Source organism: Citrobacter sp. TBCS-14 (assembly GCF_005280805.1).
Taxonomy (GTDB): domain Bacteria; phylum Pseudomonadota; class Gammaproteobacteria; order Enterobacterales; family Enterobacteriaceae; genus Citrobacter; species Citrobacter gillenii.
This window is the reverse complement of sequence record NZ_SZWM01000164.1, coordinates 218,986-235,223: the sequence shown is the minus strand read 5'-3', so window position 1 is coordinate 235,223 and position 16,238 is coordinate 218,986. Positions and strand designations below refer to the sequence as shown.

Below are 16,238 nucleotides of genomic sequence, written 5' to 3'. Positions count from 1 at the left end.
GACTGATAAGTGTAAACCAGTGACGCAATTTTGAGCGACGGAACGCCGAAAACGCGATTACGGTACGTCGTAACCCAGCGCGGCTTTACGGATACGGAACCATTGCTGGCGGGTCATGGTTAACGATTCGGCCTCAATAGCAGCGCGAACACGCTCAATTTTCCCTGAGCCAATAATCGGCAGCGGCTGTGACGGTAGACGGAGGATCCACGCATAGACCACCTGCTCAATGGACTGCGCATTCAATTCTTGCGCAATGACGGCGAGTTCATTGCGCAGCGGTTGGAAAGCATCATCATTGAACAGTCGTCCACCACCCAAACAGGACCAGGCCATTGGCCGGATGCGCAGTTGTTGCAGCTGATCTAAGGTGCCATCCAGCAGCAGTGGCTGATGCACCGGGGAAATCTCAACCTGATTGGTTGCCAGCGTAAACGGCAGACGTGATTGCAACAGGGAAAACTGCGCAGGCGTAAAGTTAGACACGCCAAAGTGACGCACTTTGCCGCTATGATGCAGTTTCTTAAACGCTTCAGCCACTTCGTCGGCATCCATCAGCGGATCGGGACGATGGATCAAGAGCAGATCAATATGGTCGGTCGCCAGCAGTTTCAGCGACTGCTCCGCGCTGGCAATAATATGGTCGCTGTCGGTGATGTAGTGACCGAGGGTATTTTCCGCCCGTGCCGTGGTGGCAATACCGCATTTGGTCACGATCTGCATTTTTTCACGCAGATGCGGAGCCAGCTTCATCGCCTCGCCAAACGCCGCTTCGCACTGGTATCCACCATAAATATCAGCGTGATCGACGGTGGTTACGCCCAGGTCAAGATGTTCTTCAATAAAGCTGACGAGCTGGCGCGCGGACATATTCCAGTCCATCAGCCGCCAGTACCCCATGACAAAGCGAGAAAATTCCGGGCCTTGCGGCGCAATAGTAATACGCTGAACCATAGCAGCTTCCTTAACAATGAGTGTGCATCGAGTATACGCAATTACGCTTTTAAAAGAGTGAAGGTTGTTGCGGTTCTTCTGACGGGCTGGGTTTGTTTGCACGTAATTTACGCATCAGACGCTGACGACAAAGACGCAGCACATCCTGCTTTTCGGCATCGCTCATTTTCTGCCAGTTAAAGCGCTCATCCCGGCTACGAAAACATCCACGGCAAAAGCCGCGTTCGTCGGACTGGCAGATCCCACGGCACGGGCTCTGGACGGGGAAAAACTCCAGCTGTTCGGCCACATCCCCTCCTTACGTAAGATAGTTATACCTATTGAAGACGCTAACTGAATTTCTGGCAAGCGCTATTGCATTAGACCGACTGGTCTATTACACTCCATGCCATGAACAAAGCAACTGAACACGACACACGCGAACATCTTCTGGCAACCGGCGAGCAGCTTTGCATGCAGCGCGGTTTCACCGGTATGGGTTTAAGCGAACTGCTGAAAACCGCCGAGGTGCCCAAAGGGTCGTTTTACCACTATTTTCGCTCTAAAGAAGCGTTCGGTGTTTCCATGCTTGAACGCCATTACGCGGCCTACCACCTTCGGCTGGCCACACATTTAGCGTCGGGTGCCGGTAACTACCGCGACAGAATCCTCGCCTACTATCAGGAAACCCTGAATCAGTTTAGTCAACACGGCATTATTAGCGGTTGCTTAACGGTCAAACTGTCGGCTGAAGTATGCGATCTCTCTGAAGATATGCGTACGGCGATGGATAAAGGCGCTCGGCACATTATTACCCTGCTGGCGCAAGCGCTGGAAAAAGGTCGCGACACACACTGCCTGTCGTTTAGCGGCGAACCGCTGCAGCAAGCGCAGGTGCTGTATGCGCTGTGGCTCGGGGCCAACCTGCAGGCCAAGATGTCTCGCAGTGCCACCCCACTGGAAAATGCGCTGGCACACGTTAAAAACATTATTGCAACGCCTGCCGTTTAACAGGCGTTTTTATTTACCCAATCGCTAGACGACCGGTCTATTCATACCTGGAGTTAATATGTCATCTGAAAAATTGTTTTCCCCGCTGAAAGTAGGAGCCATCACGGCGGCCAACCGCGTATTTATGGCCCCACTGACGCGCCTGCGTAGCATCGAACCTGGCGACATCCCAACTCCGCTGATGGCCGAGTACTATCGCCAACGCGCCAGCGCTGGTCTTATCATCAGCGAGGCCACTCAGATATCTGCTCAGGCAAAAGGCTACGCCGGTGCGCCGGGATTACACAGCGCAGCACAAATTGAAGCCTGGAAAAAAATCACCGCCGCCGTCCACGCTGAACAAGGTCATATTGCCGTACAGTTGTGGCACACCGGTCGTATCTCTCACGTCAGCCTGCAGCCGAACGGACAACCGCCAGTTGCCCCTTCCGCCATCAGCGCCGGTACCCGTACCTCGCTGCGCGATGAAAACGGTCTGGCAACGCGTGCCGACACCTCAATGCCGCGCGCCCTGGAAACCGACGAAATCCCGGGCATCGTCAATGATTTCCGTCAGGCAATCGCCAACGCACGCGAGGCTGGCTTTGACATGGTTGAGCTGCACTCTGCCCATGGCTATTTGCTACACCAGTTCCTGTCACCCACCTCTAACCAGCGTACCGATCAGTACGGCGGCAGCGTCGAAAATCGTGCACGTCTGGTGCTGGAAGTCGTTGATGCCGGTATCAAAGAATGGGGCGCAGACCGGATTGGCATCCGCATATCCCCTATCGGCTCTTTCCAGAACGTTGATAACGGCCCGAATGAAGAAGCCGATGCGTTGTACCTGATTGAACAGCTGGGTAAACGTGGTATCGCTTATCTGCACATGTCCGAACCAGACTGGGCCGGCGGAGAGCCGTATAGCGATGCGTTCCGCGAGAAAGTTCGCGCGCGTTTCCACGGTCCGATTATTGGTGCTGGTGCCTACACCCCGGAAAAAGCAGAAGCGCTGATTGAGAAAGGGTTGATCGACGCCGTCGCCTTTGGCCGCGCCTATATTGCCAACCCGGATTTGGTCGCACGTTTGCAGCACAAAGCAGAACTGAACCCACAGCGCGCAGAGAGTTTCTACGGCGGCGGTGCAGAGGGTTACACGGATTATCCGACCCTGTAATTGCGCAATCTCCGTTCTGGCATTGATAGCGGCGCAACAACGCCGCTATACTAAAACAACATATTGAATGTACTAGCCATTTTTGAAGGGGAAAAAGATGCGTTTACTTCATACCATGCTGCGCGTAGGTGACCTGCAGCGTTCCATCGAATTTTACACCAACGTGCTGGGCATGAAGCTGCTGCGTACCAGTGAAAACCCTGAATACAAGTATTCTCTGGCCTTTGTCGGTTACGGTCCTGAGACCGATGAAGCCGTCATTGAGCTGACCTACAACTGGGGCGTCGACAAATATGACCTGGGCACTGCCTACGGCCACATTGCTCTGAGCGTAGACAACGCCGCAGAAGCCTGCGAGCGCATTCGTCAGAACGGCGGCAACGTGACGCGCGAAGCGGGTCCGGTCAAAGGCGGGACGACGGTTATCGCATTTGTAGAAGATCCGGACGGTTACAAAATCGAACTGATCGAAGAGAAAGACGCAGGCCGCGGCCTGGGTGACTAACCTCCCCTCGGGCGCAGATCGTCTGTGCCCGTAGTTTTATACTCATCATTTTGTCATAATACGCGCTGCAATTTTCCCGTATTAAGAGACCCAGATGTCCGATAACGCTCAACTTTCCGGTCTGTGTGACCGTTTTCGTGGTTTTTATCCTGTCGTCATTGATGTAGAAACAGCGGGATTTAACGCCAAAACCGATGCGCTGCTCGAGATTGCGGCCATCACGCTGAAAATGGATGAACAAGGCTGGCTGATGCCGGACATGACGTTGCATTTCCACGTCGAACCGTTTGAAGGGGCAAATCTGCAACCAGAAGCACTTGCGTTTAACGGTATTGATCCGAGCAACCCGCTGCGCGGCGCGGTCAGCGAATACGACGCCCTGCACGCCATCTTCAAAATGGTGCGTAAAGGCATCAAAGACAGCGGCTGCAATCGGGCGATTATGGTTGCGCACAATGCCACCTTCGATCACAGCTTCATGATGGCAGCCGCCGAACGCGCCTCGCTGAAGCGCAACCCATTTCACCCATTTGTGACCTTTGACACTGCGGCCTTAAGCGGTCTTTCGCTCGGGCAAACCGTACTGTCTAAAGCGTGTCTGGCTGCAGGAATGGAGTTTGATGGCAACCAGGCGCACTCTGCGCTGTATGACACCGAACGGACGGCAGTGCTGTTTTGCGAAATCGTTAACCGCTGGAAACGCCTTGGTGGGTGGCCCCTGCCAATGCCTGAAGAGGCATAAGCGGACCATAAAAAAAGCGACCAGACTGGTCGCTTTTTCGTTTCTGCTGATTACTCAGCGTCCGGCTCTTCGGTTTTGTACTTCGCCGCAGTCTCTTTGATAAGCTGCTGCAATTCACCGCGCTGGTACATTTCGATTAAAATGTCGCAGCCGCCAACCAGCTCACCATCAACCCACAGCTGCGGGAAGGTTGGCCAGTTTGCGTATTTCGGCAACTCGGCGCGAATATCCGGGTTTTGCAGAATATCAACATAAGCAAAGCGTTCACCACAGGCAGACAGCGCCTGCACAGCCTGAGCGGAAAAACCGCAGCTTGGCAGTTTTGGAGAACCTTTCATGTACAGGAGAATCGGGTTTTCAGCGATCTGGCGCTGGATTTTTTCGATAGTGGTGCTCATTATCTTGCTTCCTTAACTTCTTTTACGGCAGTAGTCTGACATTGTAACGGGTCTGACTGACAACGGAAAATAACATTTTTCTTACGGTTATTATTTTATCGCCAGTCGCCATAAGTTGCATTCAGAATATTACTTATCCCTTTTATGCACAAGGAATTGATTATCCCTTCGCCAGTATTGGCGTTGATTGCTGTTTTTTTTTGCGGTCGGTAACGAAACACTATTTTAAACAAAAAAAGCTATTAACTTTCCCCGTTTCTATAGATTAGAATCATCAAGTTTTGAAAATCACACGCAGGCATGATAGACCTGCCCTAATAGAGGACTGCTCAGTGGCGCGGATAAACCGGATCTCGATCACGCTCTGTGCTTTGCTTTTTACCACACTCCCTTTTACGTCAGTGGCCCATGCTTCCAAGCAGGCCAGGACGACACCTGCCGTTTCCCACACGCTCAAAACGGTAGATAAAAAGAAAAGCGCGACAGCCAGTAAAAAAGTCACACAAACCAGCAAGAAAACGGCAAAAAAAACCACCAGTAAATCCAGCACCAAAACCGCTTCCTCTTCCAAAAAACGCACCGCGACACCTGCAAAAACAACCAAAACGGTCAACCGTCGCAGTAAAGTCGCAACAACACAAACCGCTGCGGTCACCTGGACTGAAAAATGCACCCCGCGCAAAGGTCACAAGCCGCGCTGTGTAAAAGTAAAATCAACAGCCCCGGTAGCCCTCGCTGATGCCCATAAAGTGAAAGTGCAAAAAGCGACCAAAACCGCGATGTCTACTCTGATGAACCAGATCGGTAAACCCTACCGCTGGGGTGGCTCTTCGCCGAGAACCGGTTTTGATTGCAGTGGTCTGGTTTATTACGCGTATAAGGACCTGGTGAAGTTCCGCATTCCGCGTACTGCCAATGAAATGTACCACCTGCGCGACGCAGCACCGATCGACCGCGATGAACTGAAAAACGGCGATTTGGTCTTCTTCCGTACCCAGGGCCGCGGCACCGCCGATCACGTTGGTGTCTACGTTGGCAACGGTAAGTTTATTCAGTCACCACGTAGCGGTCAGGAGATCCAAATCACCTCCCTGAGTGAAGATTACTGGCAGCGCCACTATGTGGGTGCTCGTCGTGTCATGACGCCAAAAACAATTCGCTAAAATCTTACCCTACAGTATGTGCTGTAGGGTAAGTTCTTCTTTTGCATAACCTTTCAATTTGCTACCCTATCCTTACTCACAATGAGGCTATTGTGTGTACTCAATATAAATAATAAGGAGAGAAGCAATGTCGTTCGAATTACCTGCATTACCGTATGCCAAAGATGCTCTGGCGCCGCACATTTCTGCTGAAACGCTGGAATACCACTATGGCAAACACCACCAGACTTACGTTACTAACCTGAATAACTTGATCAAAGGCACGGCGTTTGAAGGCAAATCACTGGAAGAGATCGTACGTAGCTCTGAAGGTGGTGTGTTTAACAACGCGGCTCAGGTCTGGAACCACACCTTCTACTGGAACTGCCTGGCACCCAACGCGGGCGGCGAACCGACCGGTGAACTGGCTGAAGCCATTGTTGCATCTTTTGGTAGCTTCGCTGACTTCAAAGCGCAATTCACCGATGCGGCGATCAAAAACTTCGGCGCTGGCTGGACCTGGCTGGTAAAAGGTACTGATGGCAAACTGGCTATCGTTTCCACGTCAAATGCCGGAACACCGCTGACCACCGATGCAACGCCGCTGATGACCGTTGATGTGTGGGAACACGCCTACTACATCGACTATCGCAACGCGCGTCCTGGCTACCTGGAACATTTCTGGGCGCTGGTGAACTGGGAGTTTGTTGCGAAAAACTTCGCAGCATAAAAATGATAACGCAGAAGGGACTCCCTTCTGCGTTTTAGCGTTAGTTCGTGACGCTGCAGGCCTCGTCAGGCTGTTTTCTCGCGGAGACAAAGACCAGTAGCAACGCCATCCCAGCCACAATTGCCCCCATCACCGGGACAAAACTGTAACCTAAACCACCCGATATCACTGCGCCACCCGCCGCCGCACCTAGCGCATTCCCCAGATTAAACGCACCAATGTTGACCGAGGATGATAAGCCCGGCGCGTCGCTGGCAACGCGCATCACACGCATCTGTAACGGCGGAACTACTGCAAAGGTTGCCGCACCCCAGACTACCATGCTGATGGCTGCACCCAATTCACTACGCGCCAGTAACGGGATTGCCAGCATAATCACCATCAATAGCAGTAAGAAGCCTTTCAGCGTGCCGTTGACTGAGCGGTCCGCCAGTTTGCCGCCCAGATAGTTACCGATTGAGAACCCGACGCCAATCAGCACCAGCATTCCGGTTACAAAGGCAGGCGTGGCATGGGTGATGCTATGCAGCACCGGTGAAATATAGGTATAGAGCGTGAACATCGCACCGGCTCCCAGCACAGTAGTCAGCAACGCTGACACCACCTGCGGGCGCATGAGCACCGCCAGCTCTTTGCGCACGTTCGGGCGCTCCCCTGCTCCGCCTTTCGGCAACGAGAAGAACAGGCTGACCATCGAGATAACCCCCAGACCCGCCGTTGCTATAAAGGACATGCGCCAGCCGATGGTTTCACCCAGCCAGGTCGCTGCAGGAACGCCACCAATATTGGCGATGGTGAGTCCCATAAACATGGTGGCGACAGCGCTGGCCTGTTTGTGCTTTGGCACCACGCTTGCCGCTACAACCGAGCCGAGACCAAAAAAGGCCCCATGGTTAAGACTGGTCAGAATACGCGACAGCATCAGAGTAGTGTAATCGGGAGATAACGCCGACAGCACGTTGCCGAGCGTAAAAATCGCCATCAGAAAAATCAGCGCATTGCGGCGCCCGCGATGAGAAAGCAATAAGGTCATTAACGGTGCACCGACCATCACCCCTACCGCATAGGCGCTAATTAGCATCCCTGCCGCCGGAATCGAGACATCGACGCCTTTAGCGATGACGGGTAATAACCCCATCGGAGAAAACTCTGTCGTGCCGATACCAAACGCCCCTATCGCCAGCGCCAGTAGTGGATAATTTATTTTCATACAGCGACTCCGTAACGTCGAGCCGTGGCACGACACAGAATAAGAGTCAAAAGCATGACATTGATCGCAAAAATAATAAAGTTAACAAAGATGCAAAAGACTTTTGCTTATTTGCAAACAATAGCAGTGGGAGGACGGGTTGGCGGGATGAGGGAGATAGCTCTCCCTCGGCGATACATCAATGCAGCGCGGCGGTTAAACCACTGGCAACAATCAAACCCAGAACAATAATGGTGGTGACTAACGAAAATTTCAGATCGGTGCTCATCAAGTTTTCTCCTTTTTATTCCCACACAAAAAGTGATATTGCGCATTTTTGCACACTTGAAGGTAAAAATCTCTCACGATTTATATTGATAAATGCTTTTAACTCTTCCCCTTTTCGTAAAGATCAGACAAAATTCCACGCTTACTTGATTAGCGTACCGGCCATTGACCCCTTCCTGACGTTCCGTGTCGTTTTCCTGGCGTACCGCAACCCTGATGTTGCGCGAAGGGTGTGTGAAGGCAAACGTTTACCTGGAGTATTCTCAGGAACTTAGGATATGGTCTGGAGTGAGATGTAATGGCAACAATTAAAGATGTAGCGAAGCGAGCAAACGTTTCCACTACAACCGTATCACACGTAATTAACAAAACACGCTTTGTCGCGGAAGAAACGCGCAATGCCGTCTGGGCAGCAATTAAAGAACTACATTATTCCCCAAGCGCGGTGGCACGCAGTCTGAAGGTGAATCACACTAAATCGATTGGCTTGTTGGCGACCAGCAGCGAAGCCGCCTACTTTGCGGAAATCATCGAAGCCGTTGAGAAGAACTGCTTCCAGAAAGGCTATACGTTGATTCTGGGCAACGCGTGGAACAGCCTCGAGAAGCAGCAGGCCTACCTCTCCATGATGGCGCAGAAGCGCGTAGATGGTCTGCTGGTGATGTGTTCTGAATACCCGGAACCTCTGCTTTCCATGCTCGAAGAATATCGCCATATTCCGATGGTGGTGATGGATTGGGGCGAAGCCAAAGCCGATTTTACCGATACGGTCATCGATAACGCCTTTGAAGGCGGTTATATGGCAGGCCGTTATCTGGTTGAACGCGGTCATCGCGAGATTGGTGTGATCCCAGGGCCTATGGAGCGTAACACCGGCGCCGGACGCCTGGCGGGCTTTATGAAGGCGATGGAAGAAGCGCTGATTAAAGTGCCTGACAACTGGATTGTCCAGGGCGATTTTGAGCCTGAATCCGGGTATCGCGCCATGCAGCAGATCCTCTCCCAGTCGCACCGCCCGACCGCCGTCTTCTGTGGTGGTGATATCATGGCGATGGGCGCGCTTTGCGCCGCTGACGAGATGGGCCTGCGCGTCCCGCAAGATGTGTCGCTGATTGGTTACGACAACGTGCGTAACGCCCGCTTCTTCACCCCGGCATTAACCACCATTCATCAGCCAAAAGATTCGCTCGGTGAAACGGCCTTTAACATGCTGTTAGACCGTATCGTGAATAAACGCGAAGAGTCACAGTCTATTGAGGTGCACCCGCGCCTGGTAGAACGTCGCTCCGTGGCCGATGGTCCGTTCCGCGATTATCGTCGATAATCTGTTGTGCGGGAGCCTTACTCTGGCTCCCGCAGCCACTCTTTATTCAACGTTTCACTGTCCCCTAAATAGTCCAGCAGCCATCTCAGTGCGGGTGACGTATCGTTTTGCTGCCAGGTCAGGCAACACGCGGCATCAGGAAAGGGATTTTCAAGCTGTAGTGCAACCCATTTTCCGCTGTCGATCCACGGTTTGGAAAAATGCGTCGGCACCATCCCAACACATAGCCCAGCCGATAAGCAGGTGGCAGATGACTCCCAGTCAGGCACTACCACCCGTTTTTGGTTATCCAGTAGCCAGGTAATACGTTTTGGCAACGTACGGGAGGTGTCTTCTCGTACCAGCGACGGCCAGTTGCGCAACGTATCGTCACTGAGCGGTCCCGGCATCGACGCCAGCGGATGGTGACTTGCCACCACGCAGTTCCAGCTCAACATTCCCATATCGCGAAACGTATAGCGCCCCCCTACCGGAATAGCCTGCGTCGCGCCAATCGCCAACTCCACGCGCCCGTCCGATAACGCATCCCAGACGCCGTTAAACACCTCCTGAAAAACGATTAACTCCACATCATCAAAATGACGGTAGAAATCCACAATCATCTGCCGGGTCCGTTCCGGCCTGACAATATTATCGACGGCAATCGCCAGTTGCCCACGCCAGCCGTTGGCAATTTGCTGACATTGTTGGCGAGTGATCTGCATTTTTTTGATAACAGAGCGCCCTTCTTTTAAAAAACACGCCCCGGCGGGGGTTAATTCCACATCCCGATGGCGACGTTCGAAAAGAGGCACAGCCAGCCACTCCTCCAGTTGACGCACGGTATAGCTCACCGCCGAAGGCACGCGGTGCAACTCCTGGGCGGCAGAACTAAAGCTGCCGTTGCGTGCGACTGCATCCACCACTTCAAGGGAATATTCTGACCACATACTCTGCCTGCAAAAAATTTGAAATCAATAAGCAAATATTAGCGTTTCACAGCAAGAATTTCACTCACTACACTCAGCGGCACTGTTCTATTGCTTATAAAGAGAAATAATGATGCAACCTGGAAAAGGGTTTTTAGTCTGGCTGGCAGGTCTTAGCGTGCTCGGTTTTCTGGCAACGGATATGTATTTGCCAGCATTTGCGGCTATTCAGTCCGATTTGCAAACCCCAGCATCAGCCGTCAGCGCCAGCCTTAGCCTGTTCTTAGCGGGTTTTGCCATCGCGCAACTTCTGTGGGGGCCACTCTCCGACCATTATGGCCGCAAGCCTATTTTGCTACTGGGCCTCTCCATCTTCGCGCTGAGCAGTCTTGGCATGCTTTGGGTCGAAAACGCCACCGGCTTGCTGGTGTTGCGCTTTATCCAGGCTGTGGGCGTCTGTGCGGCGTCGGTTATCTGGCAGGCGTTGGTTGCTGATTATTATCCCTCGCAAAAAGTGAACCGTATCTTTGCCACCATTATGCCGCTGGTCGGGTTATCTCCCGCGCTCGCGCCATTATTAGGCAGTTGGATCCTGATGCATTTTTCCTGGCAGGCTATTTTTGCCACCCTGTTTGCCATCACCCTGATCCTGATGCTGCCGGCCCTGCGCCTGAAGCCCACGGCTAAAGCGCGTGACGATAGCCAGGATAAGCTCACCTTTGCCACCCTGCTGCGCTCCAGAACCTACCGCGGCAACGTGCTGATTTATGCGGCCTGTTCCGCGAGCTTTTTCGCGTGGCTGACCGGCTCGCCGTTTATCCTGAGCGAGATGGGCTATAGCCCGGCCGTCATTGGCCTGAGCTATGTGCCGCAAACCATCGCCTTTTTGATCGGCGGATACGGCTGTCGTGCCGCCCTGCAAAAATGGGAAGGTCGTCAATTACTGCCGTGGCTGCTCATTCTGTATGCGGTGAGCGTTATCGCTACCTGGGCGGTCGGCTTTATTCACCACGTTGCGCTGGCCGAAATCCTGATCCCATTCTGCGTGATGGCAATAGCGAACGGTGCTATCTATCCGATTGTCGTTGCTCAGGCTTTGCGTCCCTTCCCACAGGCAACAGGACGTGCCGCAGCGCTGCAGAATACGCTTCAACTGGGCTTATGCTTCCTGGCAAGTCTGGTTGTGTCGTGGTTGATCAGCACGCCGCTATTCACCACTACTGGCGTCATGCTGTCTACGGTGTTGCTGGCCGCGCTGGGGTACAAAATGCAGTCGCAGAAAGAATGTCGCTCTCACGCTGATGAGGTTTCTACTGCTGCGCCCGGCGAATCACATTCATAGCGCTTGAATAATTAATTAGCGGGCTAATATTTTTTGATTGAACCCACAAAAATTCAGGCCTATACTGATTTCTAGTTGTTACAAAAACGATAATTTTTATGTGTTAACGGGAACACGCATGTTCCCGCTTAACCACGGATGGCCTTTTCGGTAAGGGGTTCTCCCTTCCTCTGTTCTACGTCGGAAAACAGATTCGCGGATTCATTCCGTGAGATTTCTCACAAAGCCCAAAAAAGCGTCTACGCTGTTTTAAGGTTCTGATCACCGACCTGTGATGGAGAAGCTATGAGTTCATCGTGTATAGAAGACGTCAGCGTACCAGATGATGACTGGTATCGAATCACCAGTGAATTATTAAACCGTGCGGGCATTACCATTAATGGTACTGCACCGGCAGATATTCGCGTTAACAACCCCGATTTTTACAAGCGAGTTTTACAGGAAGGTTCGCTGGGTTTAGGTGAAAGTTATATGGATGGCTGGTGGGAATGCGATCGGCTGGACATGTTTTTTACTCAGGTTTTACGTGCCGGCCTTGAAGGCCAACTCCCCCGCCACTTTAAAGACACGCTGCGAATCGCCGCCGCGCGCCTGTTCAATTTACAGAATAAAAAACGCGCGTGGGTTGTCGGAAAAGAACACTACGATTTAGGCAACGATCTCTTCACCCGCATGCTTGATCCCTACATGCAATATTCCTGTGCCTACTGGAAGGACGCCACGACCCTGGAGTCAGCCCAACAGGCGAAGCTCAATATGATCGCCGAAAAATTACAGCTCAAACCGGGGATGCGCGTGCTGGACATTGGCTGCGGCTGGGGAGGCTTGTCCCAGTTTATGGCCGCCCATTACGGCGTCAGCGTCGTGGGGGTGACCATTTCTGCCGAACAGCAGAAACTGGCACAAACACGGTGTGAAGGGCTGGATGTCACTATTTTGCTTGAAGATTACCGCGACCTGCACGATCGTTTCGACCGCATTGTCTCCGTTGGCATGTTTGAGCATGTGGGTCCAAAAAACTACAACACCTATTTTGATGTTGTCGATCGCAATTTAAAACCAGAGGGTCTGTTTTTGCTCCACAGCATTGGATCCAGAAAAACCGACAATAACGTCGATCCGTGGATCAATAAGTATATTTTCCCGAATGGTTGCTTGCCGTCCGTGCGCCAGATTGCGAAAGCCAGCGAGCCGCATTTTGTGATGGAAGACTGGCACAACTTTGGCGCCGATTACGATACTACACTGATGGCCTGGCATACGCGCTTTATGGCAACCTGGCCTGAAATCACCGATCACTACACCGAGCGCTTTAAACGTATGTTCAGCTACTACCTCAACGCCTGTGCCGGCGCATTTCGCGCCCGTGATATTCAGCTCTGGCAGGTGGTGTTCTCACGTGGCGTAGAACACGGTCTGCGCGTTCCACGCTAGTCATTCTCGCCCCCGCCTTCAACGGGGGCCTGGAAACGCGCCGGCTTAGACTTCGCCGGTGACGTGATTTACTGCACTTTCTTTTGCCGCCAGCACGCGCTCAACGGTATCCACGACCGCCTGCGTTTGTGGGTCGATTTCGATGTTGACCCGAGCCCCCAGTTTTTTCTTACCAAGCGTCGTACGCTCCAGCGTTTCCGGGATCAAATGCACGCAAAAACGCGTCGGTGTTACTTCGCCAACCGTCAGGCTGATACCATCAATGCCGATAAATCCTTTGTACAGGATATATTTCATCAACGACGCATCCTGCACCTTAAACCAGATCTGACGATTATTTTCTGAGGTCAGAATTTTTGATATCTCAGCGGTAGTCATAATATGGCCTGACATTAAATGCCCGCCGATCTCATCGCTGAATTTTGCCGCGCGCTCTACGTTGACCCGATCGCCCACTTTAAGCTCGCCCAGATTGGTAATACGCAGCGTTTCTTTCATCAGGTCAAAGCTGATGTGATTGCCGTTAATGTCGGTCACCGTCAGACAACAACCATTGTGTGCAACTGATGCACCCGTCTCCAGGCCATCCAGCATGTATTCAGGTAACTCCACTACATGCGTACGAAAATTTGGTTTCTCATCAATAGACACCAGTTTCGCGGTGCCCTGCACAATACCCGTAAACATACCTCTAACTCCTGAACGTAATTAAGACATATCTGTTGTGCACAATAGCAGGTGAAAATTGCGGTTGCCAGCAATGCACCGCCCCCACCTGTTTTTTCACTGGAGAATTACGTATTCCTCGCTACAATAGACTGCAATTTCCCCTGTATTTTCTTCTTGCTGCCCTCTCAGGCGGCTTTTTTAGTCTCTCAAATAACAACAATATAATGGTGTAAACGTGCAAAAGTATGTAATCGAAGCGCGTCAGTTATTAGCTCTGGCAATTCCGGTGATTCTTGCGCAAATCGCCCAAACCGCAATGGGGTTCGTCGATACCGTCATGGCGGGTGGATACAGCGCGACGGACATGGCTGCCGTCGCTATCGGGACCTCCATTTGGCTCCCGGCCATCTTATTTGGTCACGGACTCCTGCTGGCATTGACGCCAGTCATCGCGCAACTTAACGGATCGGGTCGCCGCGACCGCATTGCTCATCAAATACGCCAGGGTTTCTGGCTGGCGGGCAGCGTATCTGTGCTCATTATGGTGGTGCTCTGGAATGCGGGATACATTATCCGCTCCATGGATAATATCGATCCGGCGCTGGCCGATAAAGCCGTCGGCTACCTGCGCGCGCTGTTGTGGGGCGCGCCTGGCTATTTATTCTTCCAGGTAGCTCGTAACCAGTGTGAAGGTCTGGCCAAAACCAAACCGGCGATGGTGATGGGGTTTCTCGGCCTGTTGGTCAACATCCCGGTTAACTACATTTTCATCTATGGGCATTTTGGCATGCCAGAACTCGGCGGCGTAGGCTGCGGCGTTGCCACTGCGGCGGTGTACTGGGTGATGTTTCTCGCCATGTTGTCCTACGTTAAACGTGCGCGCTCAATGCGTGATATTCGCAACGTCCGCGGTTTCCAGAAACCCGATACCGCGGTGATGAAGCGCCTGATCCAGTTGGGCTTACCGATTGCGCTGGCATTATTCTTTGAAGTAACGTTGTTCGCCGTAGTGGCATTGCTGGTTTCCCCGCTGGGGATTGTGGACGTGGCCGGACACCAAATCGCGCTGAACTTTAGCTCGCTCATGTTCGTTCTGCCGATGTCGCTGGCTGCCGCCGTAACGATTCGCGTGGGTTATCGTCTGGGCCAGGGGTCAACGCTTGACGCCCAAACTGCAGCCAGAACCGGGTTGGGCGTCGGTGTTTGCATGGCGGTGTTAACCGCAGTGTTCACCGTGACCCTGCGTGAGCACATCGCCCTGCTCTACAACAATAATCCTGAAGTGGTGACGCTGGCTGCCCAGCTCATGTTACTGGCCGCCGTGTATCAAATATCGGACTCGATTCAGGTCATTGGCAGTGGGATCCTGCGTGGTTATAAAGATACGCGCTCCATTTTCTTTATCACCTTTATCGCTTACTGGGTGTTGGGTTTACCGAGCGGATATATCCTCGCACTGACCGACCTGGTAGTTGAACGCATGGGTCCAGCAGGTTTCTGGATCGGCTTTATTATCGGTCTGACCTCTGCTGCAGTAATGATGATGCTGCGCATGCGTTATCTGCAACGCCAGCCGTCCGCCATTATTTTACAACGCGCGGCGCGATAACCCCCCCGCAATAGCCGCCCCCCGGCGGCTATTGTCTCCACCCTATTCAGAACGGACTGCCATTGTGGGCGTTGATCGCTTCTCCGCTGACAGGATGCTTAAAATGCAGTTCGCTGGCATGCAGCATCAGTCGTGGCGTCCGTTCTGTACCCGGCAACAGACGCCCCCCGTACAGATCGCAGCCCCAAATGGCGTATCCCAGATGTTGACAGTGAATACGCAACTGATGAGTGCGACCGGTTTCGGGGAAAAGCTGTACCCGCGTTAATGGCAATACAGTCCCGTCTTTCATCGGATGATTAAAGCGCTCGACAACCCGATAGCGGGAGCGCGCGGGTTTGCCGCTGATGGCGCATATCGACATCAGCGGAAACAGCGCCGGATCCTTGGCAATAGCAGCGTCTATCACCCCTTCATCCTCGCTCAAATGCCCACAGAGCAAGGCGCTATACACCTTGGTAACAGCGCGTAGGCTGAATTGCTGGCACAGCGCAGCATTGGTAGCCTTATTGCGGGCAATCACCATCAGCCCGGAAGTGCCAAAATCAAGTCGATGCACCAGCGTGCAGCCGGGATAAATCTGAACCAGCCGGTGATGTACCGAGTCGATATTTTGCGGATTTTTTCCCGACAGGCTTAGCAAACCGGTGGGTTTATTGATAAGAAGCAGATGGTCGTCCTGATAGAGGACCTCTATCTCGTCATGGCACGGCGGAGCAATAAAGGTATCAACGAGAGTAGACATCAGGCAGCCATGATAAAGTACGGGAGCGGATCATAACGAATTTTCAACCGACTGGCGAATCAGCGATCTTTTGCCGTTTATTGTGCAATAAATTAAAAATAAGATACTGACTT

18 protein-coding genes are annotated in these 16,238 nt (G+C 52.6%); 10 read left to right on the top strand and 8 right to left on the bottom strand.

The annotated features are described in order from the left end of the window. Window positions 1-57 precede the first annotated feature (57 nt). Window positions 58-954, bottom strand: coding sequence for an aldo/keto reductase family oxidoreductase (locus FDX22_RS04855; protein WP_137400077.1), 897 nt, complete (start codon window positions 952-954; stop codon window positions 58-60). A 49-nt stretch (window positions 955-1,003) separates the two neighbouring features. Then, the gene (locus FDX22_RS04850; protein ID WP_137362581.1) at window positions 1,004-1,243 is read right to left on the bottom strand and encodes a DUF1289 domain-containing protein; all 240 of its coding nucleotides are present in this window, start codon (window positions 1,241-1,243) and stop codon (window positions 1,004-1,006) included. Between the two features lie 101 nt (window positions 1,244-1,344). Here FDX22_RS04850 and FDX22_RS04845 point away from each other — a divergent pair, with 101 nt between their 5' ends. The 4 genes from FDX22_RS04845 (at window position 1,345) to rnt (ending at window position 4,347) form a co-directional block, all read left to right on the top strand. Further along, entirely contained in the window at window positions 1,345-1,944 is a 600-nt protein-coding gene (locus FDX22_RS04845) for a TetR/AcrR family transcriptional regulator (protein WP_117343060.1), read from the top strand. 58 nt (window positions 1,945-2,002) lie between these two features. Further along, the gene (locus FDX22_RS04840) at window positions 2,003-3,100 is read left to right on the top strand and encodes an alkene reductase (protein WP_146716789.1); all 1,098 of its coding nucleotides are present in this window, start codon (window positions 2,003-2,005) and stop codon (window positions 3,098-3,100) included. Between the two features lie 97 nt (window positions 3,101-3,197). Next, complete coding sequence (gene gloA / locus FDX22_RS04835; RefSeq protein ID WP_115258575.1) at window positions 3,198-3,605, top strand: lactoylglutathione lyase; 408 nt, start codon at window positions 3,198-3,200, stop codon at window positions 3,603-3,605. Between the two features lie 94 nt (window positions 3,606-3,699). Continuing rightward, a complete protein-coding gene (gene rnt / locus FDX22_RS04830; protein WP_096757157.1) occupies window positions 3,700-4,347 on the top strand; it encodes a ribonuclease T in 648 nt (215 codons plus the stop codon). A 50-nt stretch (window positions 4,348-4,397) separates the two neighbouring features. Here rnt and grxD read toward each other — a convergent pair whose 3' ends face one another. Next, a complete protein-coding gene (gene grxD / locus FDX22_RS04825) occupies window positions 4,398-4,745 on the bottom strand; it encodes a monothiol glutaredoxin 4 (RefSeq protein ID WP_003832760.1) in 348 nt (115 codons plus the stop codon). A 332-nt stretch (window positions 4,746-5,077) separates the two neighbouring features. On the opposite strand from grxD, the gene FDX22_RS04820 reads away from it, so the two are divergent. Together FDX22_RS04820 and sodB are read left to right on the top strand one after the other, a co-directional pair. Continuing rightward, window positions 5,078-5,908: a C40 family peptidase gene (locus FDX22_RS04820; RefSeq protein WP_117343058.1), complete on the top strand. Its 831-nt coding sequence runs from the start codon at window positions 5,078-5,080 to the stop codon at window positions 5,906-5,908. Window positions 5,909-6,035: 127 nt separating this feature from the next. Continuing rightward, complete coding sequence (gene sodB / locus FDX22_RS04815; protein ID WP_096757159.1) at window positions 6,036-6,617, top strand: superoxide dismutase [Fe]; 582 nt, start codon at window positions 6,036-6,038, stop codon at window positions 6,615-6,617. A 40-nt stretch (window positions 6,618-6,657) separates the two neighbouring features. Here sodB and FDX22_RS04810 read toward each other — a convergent pair whose 3' ends face one another. Then, window positions 6,658-7,827, bottom strand: a complete 1,170-nt coding sequence (locus FDX22_RS04810; protein WP_146716788.1) for an MFS transporter — start codon at window positions 7,825-7,827, stop codon at window positions 6,658-6,660. A gap of 178 nt (window positions 7,828-8,005) precedes the next feature. Next, window positions 8,006-8,095, bottom strand: coding sequence for a cytochrome bd-I accessory subunit CydH (cydH, locus tag FDX22_RS04805; RefSeq protein WP_072036634.1), 90 nt, complete (start codon window positions 8,093-8,095; stop codon window positions 8,006-8,008). A 297-nt stretch (window positions 8,096-8,392) separates the two neighbouring features. Between cydH and purR the strand changes: the two genes are divergently transcribed. Beyond that, window positions 8,393-9,418, top strand: a complete 1,026-nt coding sequence (gene purR / locus FDX22_RS04800) for an HTH-type transcriptional repressor PurR (protein WP_096757161.1) — start codon at window positions 8,393-8,395, stop codon at window positions 9,416-9,418. Window positions 9,419-9,435: 17 nt separating this feature from the next. Here purR and punR read toward each other — a convergent pair whose 3' ends face one another. Continuing rightward, window positions 9,436-10,347 (bottom strand): DNA-binding transcriptional activator PunR, encoded by a 912-nt coding sequence (gene punR / locus FDX22_RS04795; protein ID WP_135912093.1) that lies wholly within the window; start codon window positions 10,345-10,347, stop codon window positions 9,436-9,438. Between the two features lie 112 nt (window positions 10,348-10,459). Between punR and punC the strand changes: the two genes are divergently transcribed. Both punC and cfa read left to right on the top strand, forming a co-directional pair. Continuing rightward, window positions 10,460-11,668 carry a purine nucleoside transporter PunC gene (gene punC, locus FDX22_RS04790; RefSeq protein WP_096757163.1) on the top strand — a complete coding sequence of 403 codons (1,209 nt, stop codon included), beginning with the start codon at window positions 10,460-10,462 and terminating at the stop codon, window positions 11,666-11,668. A gap of 285 nt (window positions 11,669-11,953) precedes the next feature. Continuing rightward, window positions 11,954-13,102 carry a cyclopropane fatty acyl phospholipid synthase gene (gene cfa, locus FDX22_RS04785; protein ID WP_146716787.1) on the top strand — a complete coding sequence of 383 codons (1,149 nt, stop codon included), beginning with the start codon at window positions 11,954-11,956 and terminating at the stop codon, window positions 13,100-13,102. 45 nt (window positions 13,103-13,147) lie between these two features. Here cfa and FDX22_RS04780 read toward each other — a convergent pair whose 3' ends face one another. Further along, the gene (locus FDX22_RS04780; RefSeq protein ID WP_096757165.1) at window positions 13,148-13,789 is read right to left on the bottom strand and encodes a riboflavin synthase subunit alpha; all 642 of its coding nucleotides are present in this window, start codon (window positions 13,787-13,789) and stop codon (window positions 13,148-13,150) included. A 217-nt stretch (window positions 13,790-14,006) separates the two neighbouring features. Between FDX22_RS04780 and mdtK the strand changes: the two genes are divergently transcribed. Further along, the gene (mdtK, locus tag FDX22_RS04775) at window positions 14,007-15,380 is read left to right on the top strand and encodes an MdtK family multidrug efflux MATE transporter (RefSeq protein WP_096757166.1); all 1,374 of its coding nucleotides are present in this window, start codon (window positions 14,007-14,009) and stop codon (window positions 15,378-15,380) included. A 46-nt stretch (window positions 15,381-15,426) separates the two neighbouring features. On the opposite strand, the gene FDX22_RS04770 is transcribed toward mdtK, so the two are convergent. Beyond that, window positions 15,427-16,125: an RluA family pseudouridine synthase gene (locus FDX22_RS04770; protein ID WP_146716786.1), complete on the bottom strand. Its 699-nt coding sequence runs from the start codon at window positions 16,123-16,125 to the stop codon at window positions 15,427-15,429. Window positions 16,126-16,238: the final 113 nt, after the last annotated feature.

Coding starts and splice junctions, on each gene's coding strand:
- purR (WP_096757161.1), top strand. CDS start 8,393: ATGGCAACAATTAAAGATGTAGCGAAGCGAGCAAACGTTTCCACTACA.
- cfa (WP_146716787.1), top strand. CDS start 11,954: ATGAGTTCATCGTGTATAGAAGACGTCAGCGTACCAGATGATGACTGG.
- rnt (WP_096757157.1), top strand. CDS start 3,700: ATGTCCGATAACGCTCAACTTTCCGGTCTGTGTGACCGTTTTCGTGGT.
- FDX22_RS04780 (WP_096757165.1), bottom strand. CDS start 13,789: ATGTTTACGGGTATTGTGCAGGGCACCGCGAAACTGGTGTCTATTGAT.
- punC (WP_096757163.1), top strand. CDS start 10,460: ATGCAACCTGGAAAAGGGTTTTTAGTCTGGCTGGCAGGTCTTAGCGTG.
- grxD (WP_003832760.1), bottom strand. CDS start 4,745: ATGAGCACCACTATCGAAAAAATCCAGCGCCAGATCGCTGAAAACCCG.
- FDX22_RS04810 (WP_146716788.1), bottom strand. CDS start 7,827: ATGAAAATAAATTATCCACTACTGGCGCTGGCGATAGGGGCGTTTGGT.
- cydH (WP_072036634.1), bottom strand. CDS start 8,095: ATGAGCACCGATCTGAAATTTTCGTTAGTCACCACCATTATTGTTCTG.
- FDX22_RS04845 (WP_117343060.1), top strand. CDS start 1,345: ATGAACAAAGCAACTGAACACGACACACGCGAACATCTTCTGGCAACC.
- FDX22_RS04840 (WP_146716789.1), top strand. CDS start 2,003: ATGTCATCTGAAAAATTGTTTTCCCCGCTGAAAGTAGGAGCCATCACG.
- FDX22_RS04770 (WP_146716786.1), bottom strand. CDS start 16,125: ATGTCTACTCTCGTTGATACCTTTATTGCTCCGCCGTGCCATGACGAG.
- sodB (WP_096757159.1), top strand. CDS start 6,036: ATGTCGTTCGAATTACCTGCATTACCGTATGCCAAAGATGCTCTGGCG.
- gloA (WP_115258575.1), top strand. CDS start 3,198: ATGCGTTTACTTCATACCATGCTGCGCGTAGGTGACCTGCAGCGTTCC.
- punR (WP_135912093.1), bottom strand. CDS start 10,347: ATGTGGTCAGAATATTCCCTTGAAGTGGTGGATGCAGTCGCACGCAAC.
- FDX22_RS04855 (WP_137400077.1), bottom strand. CDS start 954: ATGGTTCAGCGTATTACTATTGCGCCGCAAGGCCCGGAATTTTCTCGC.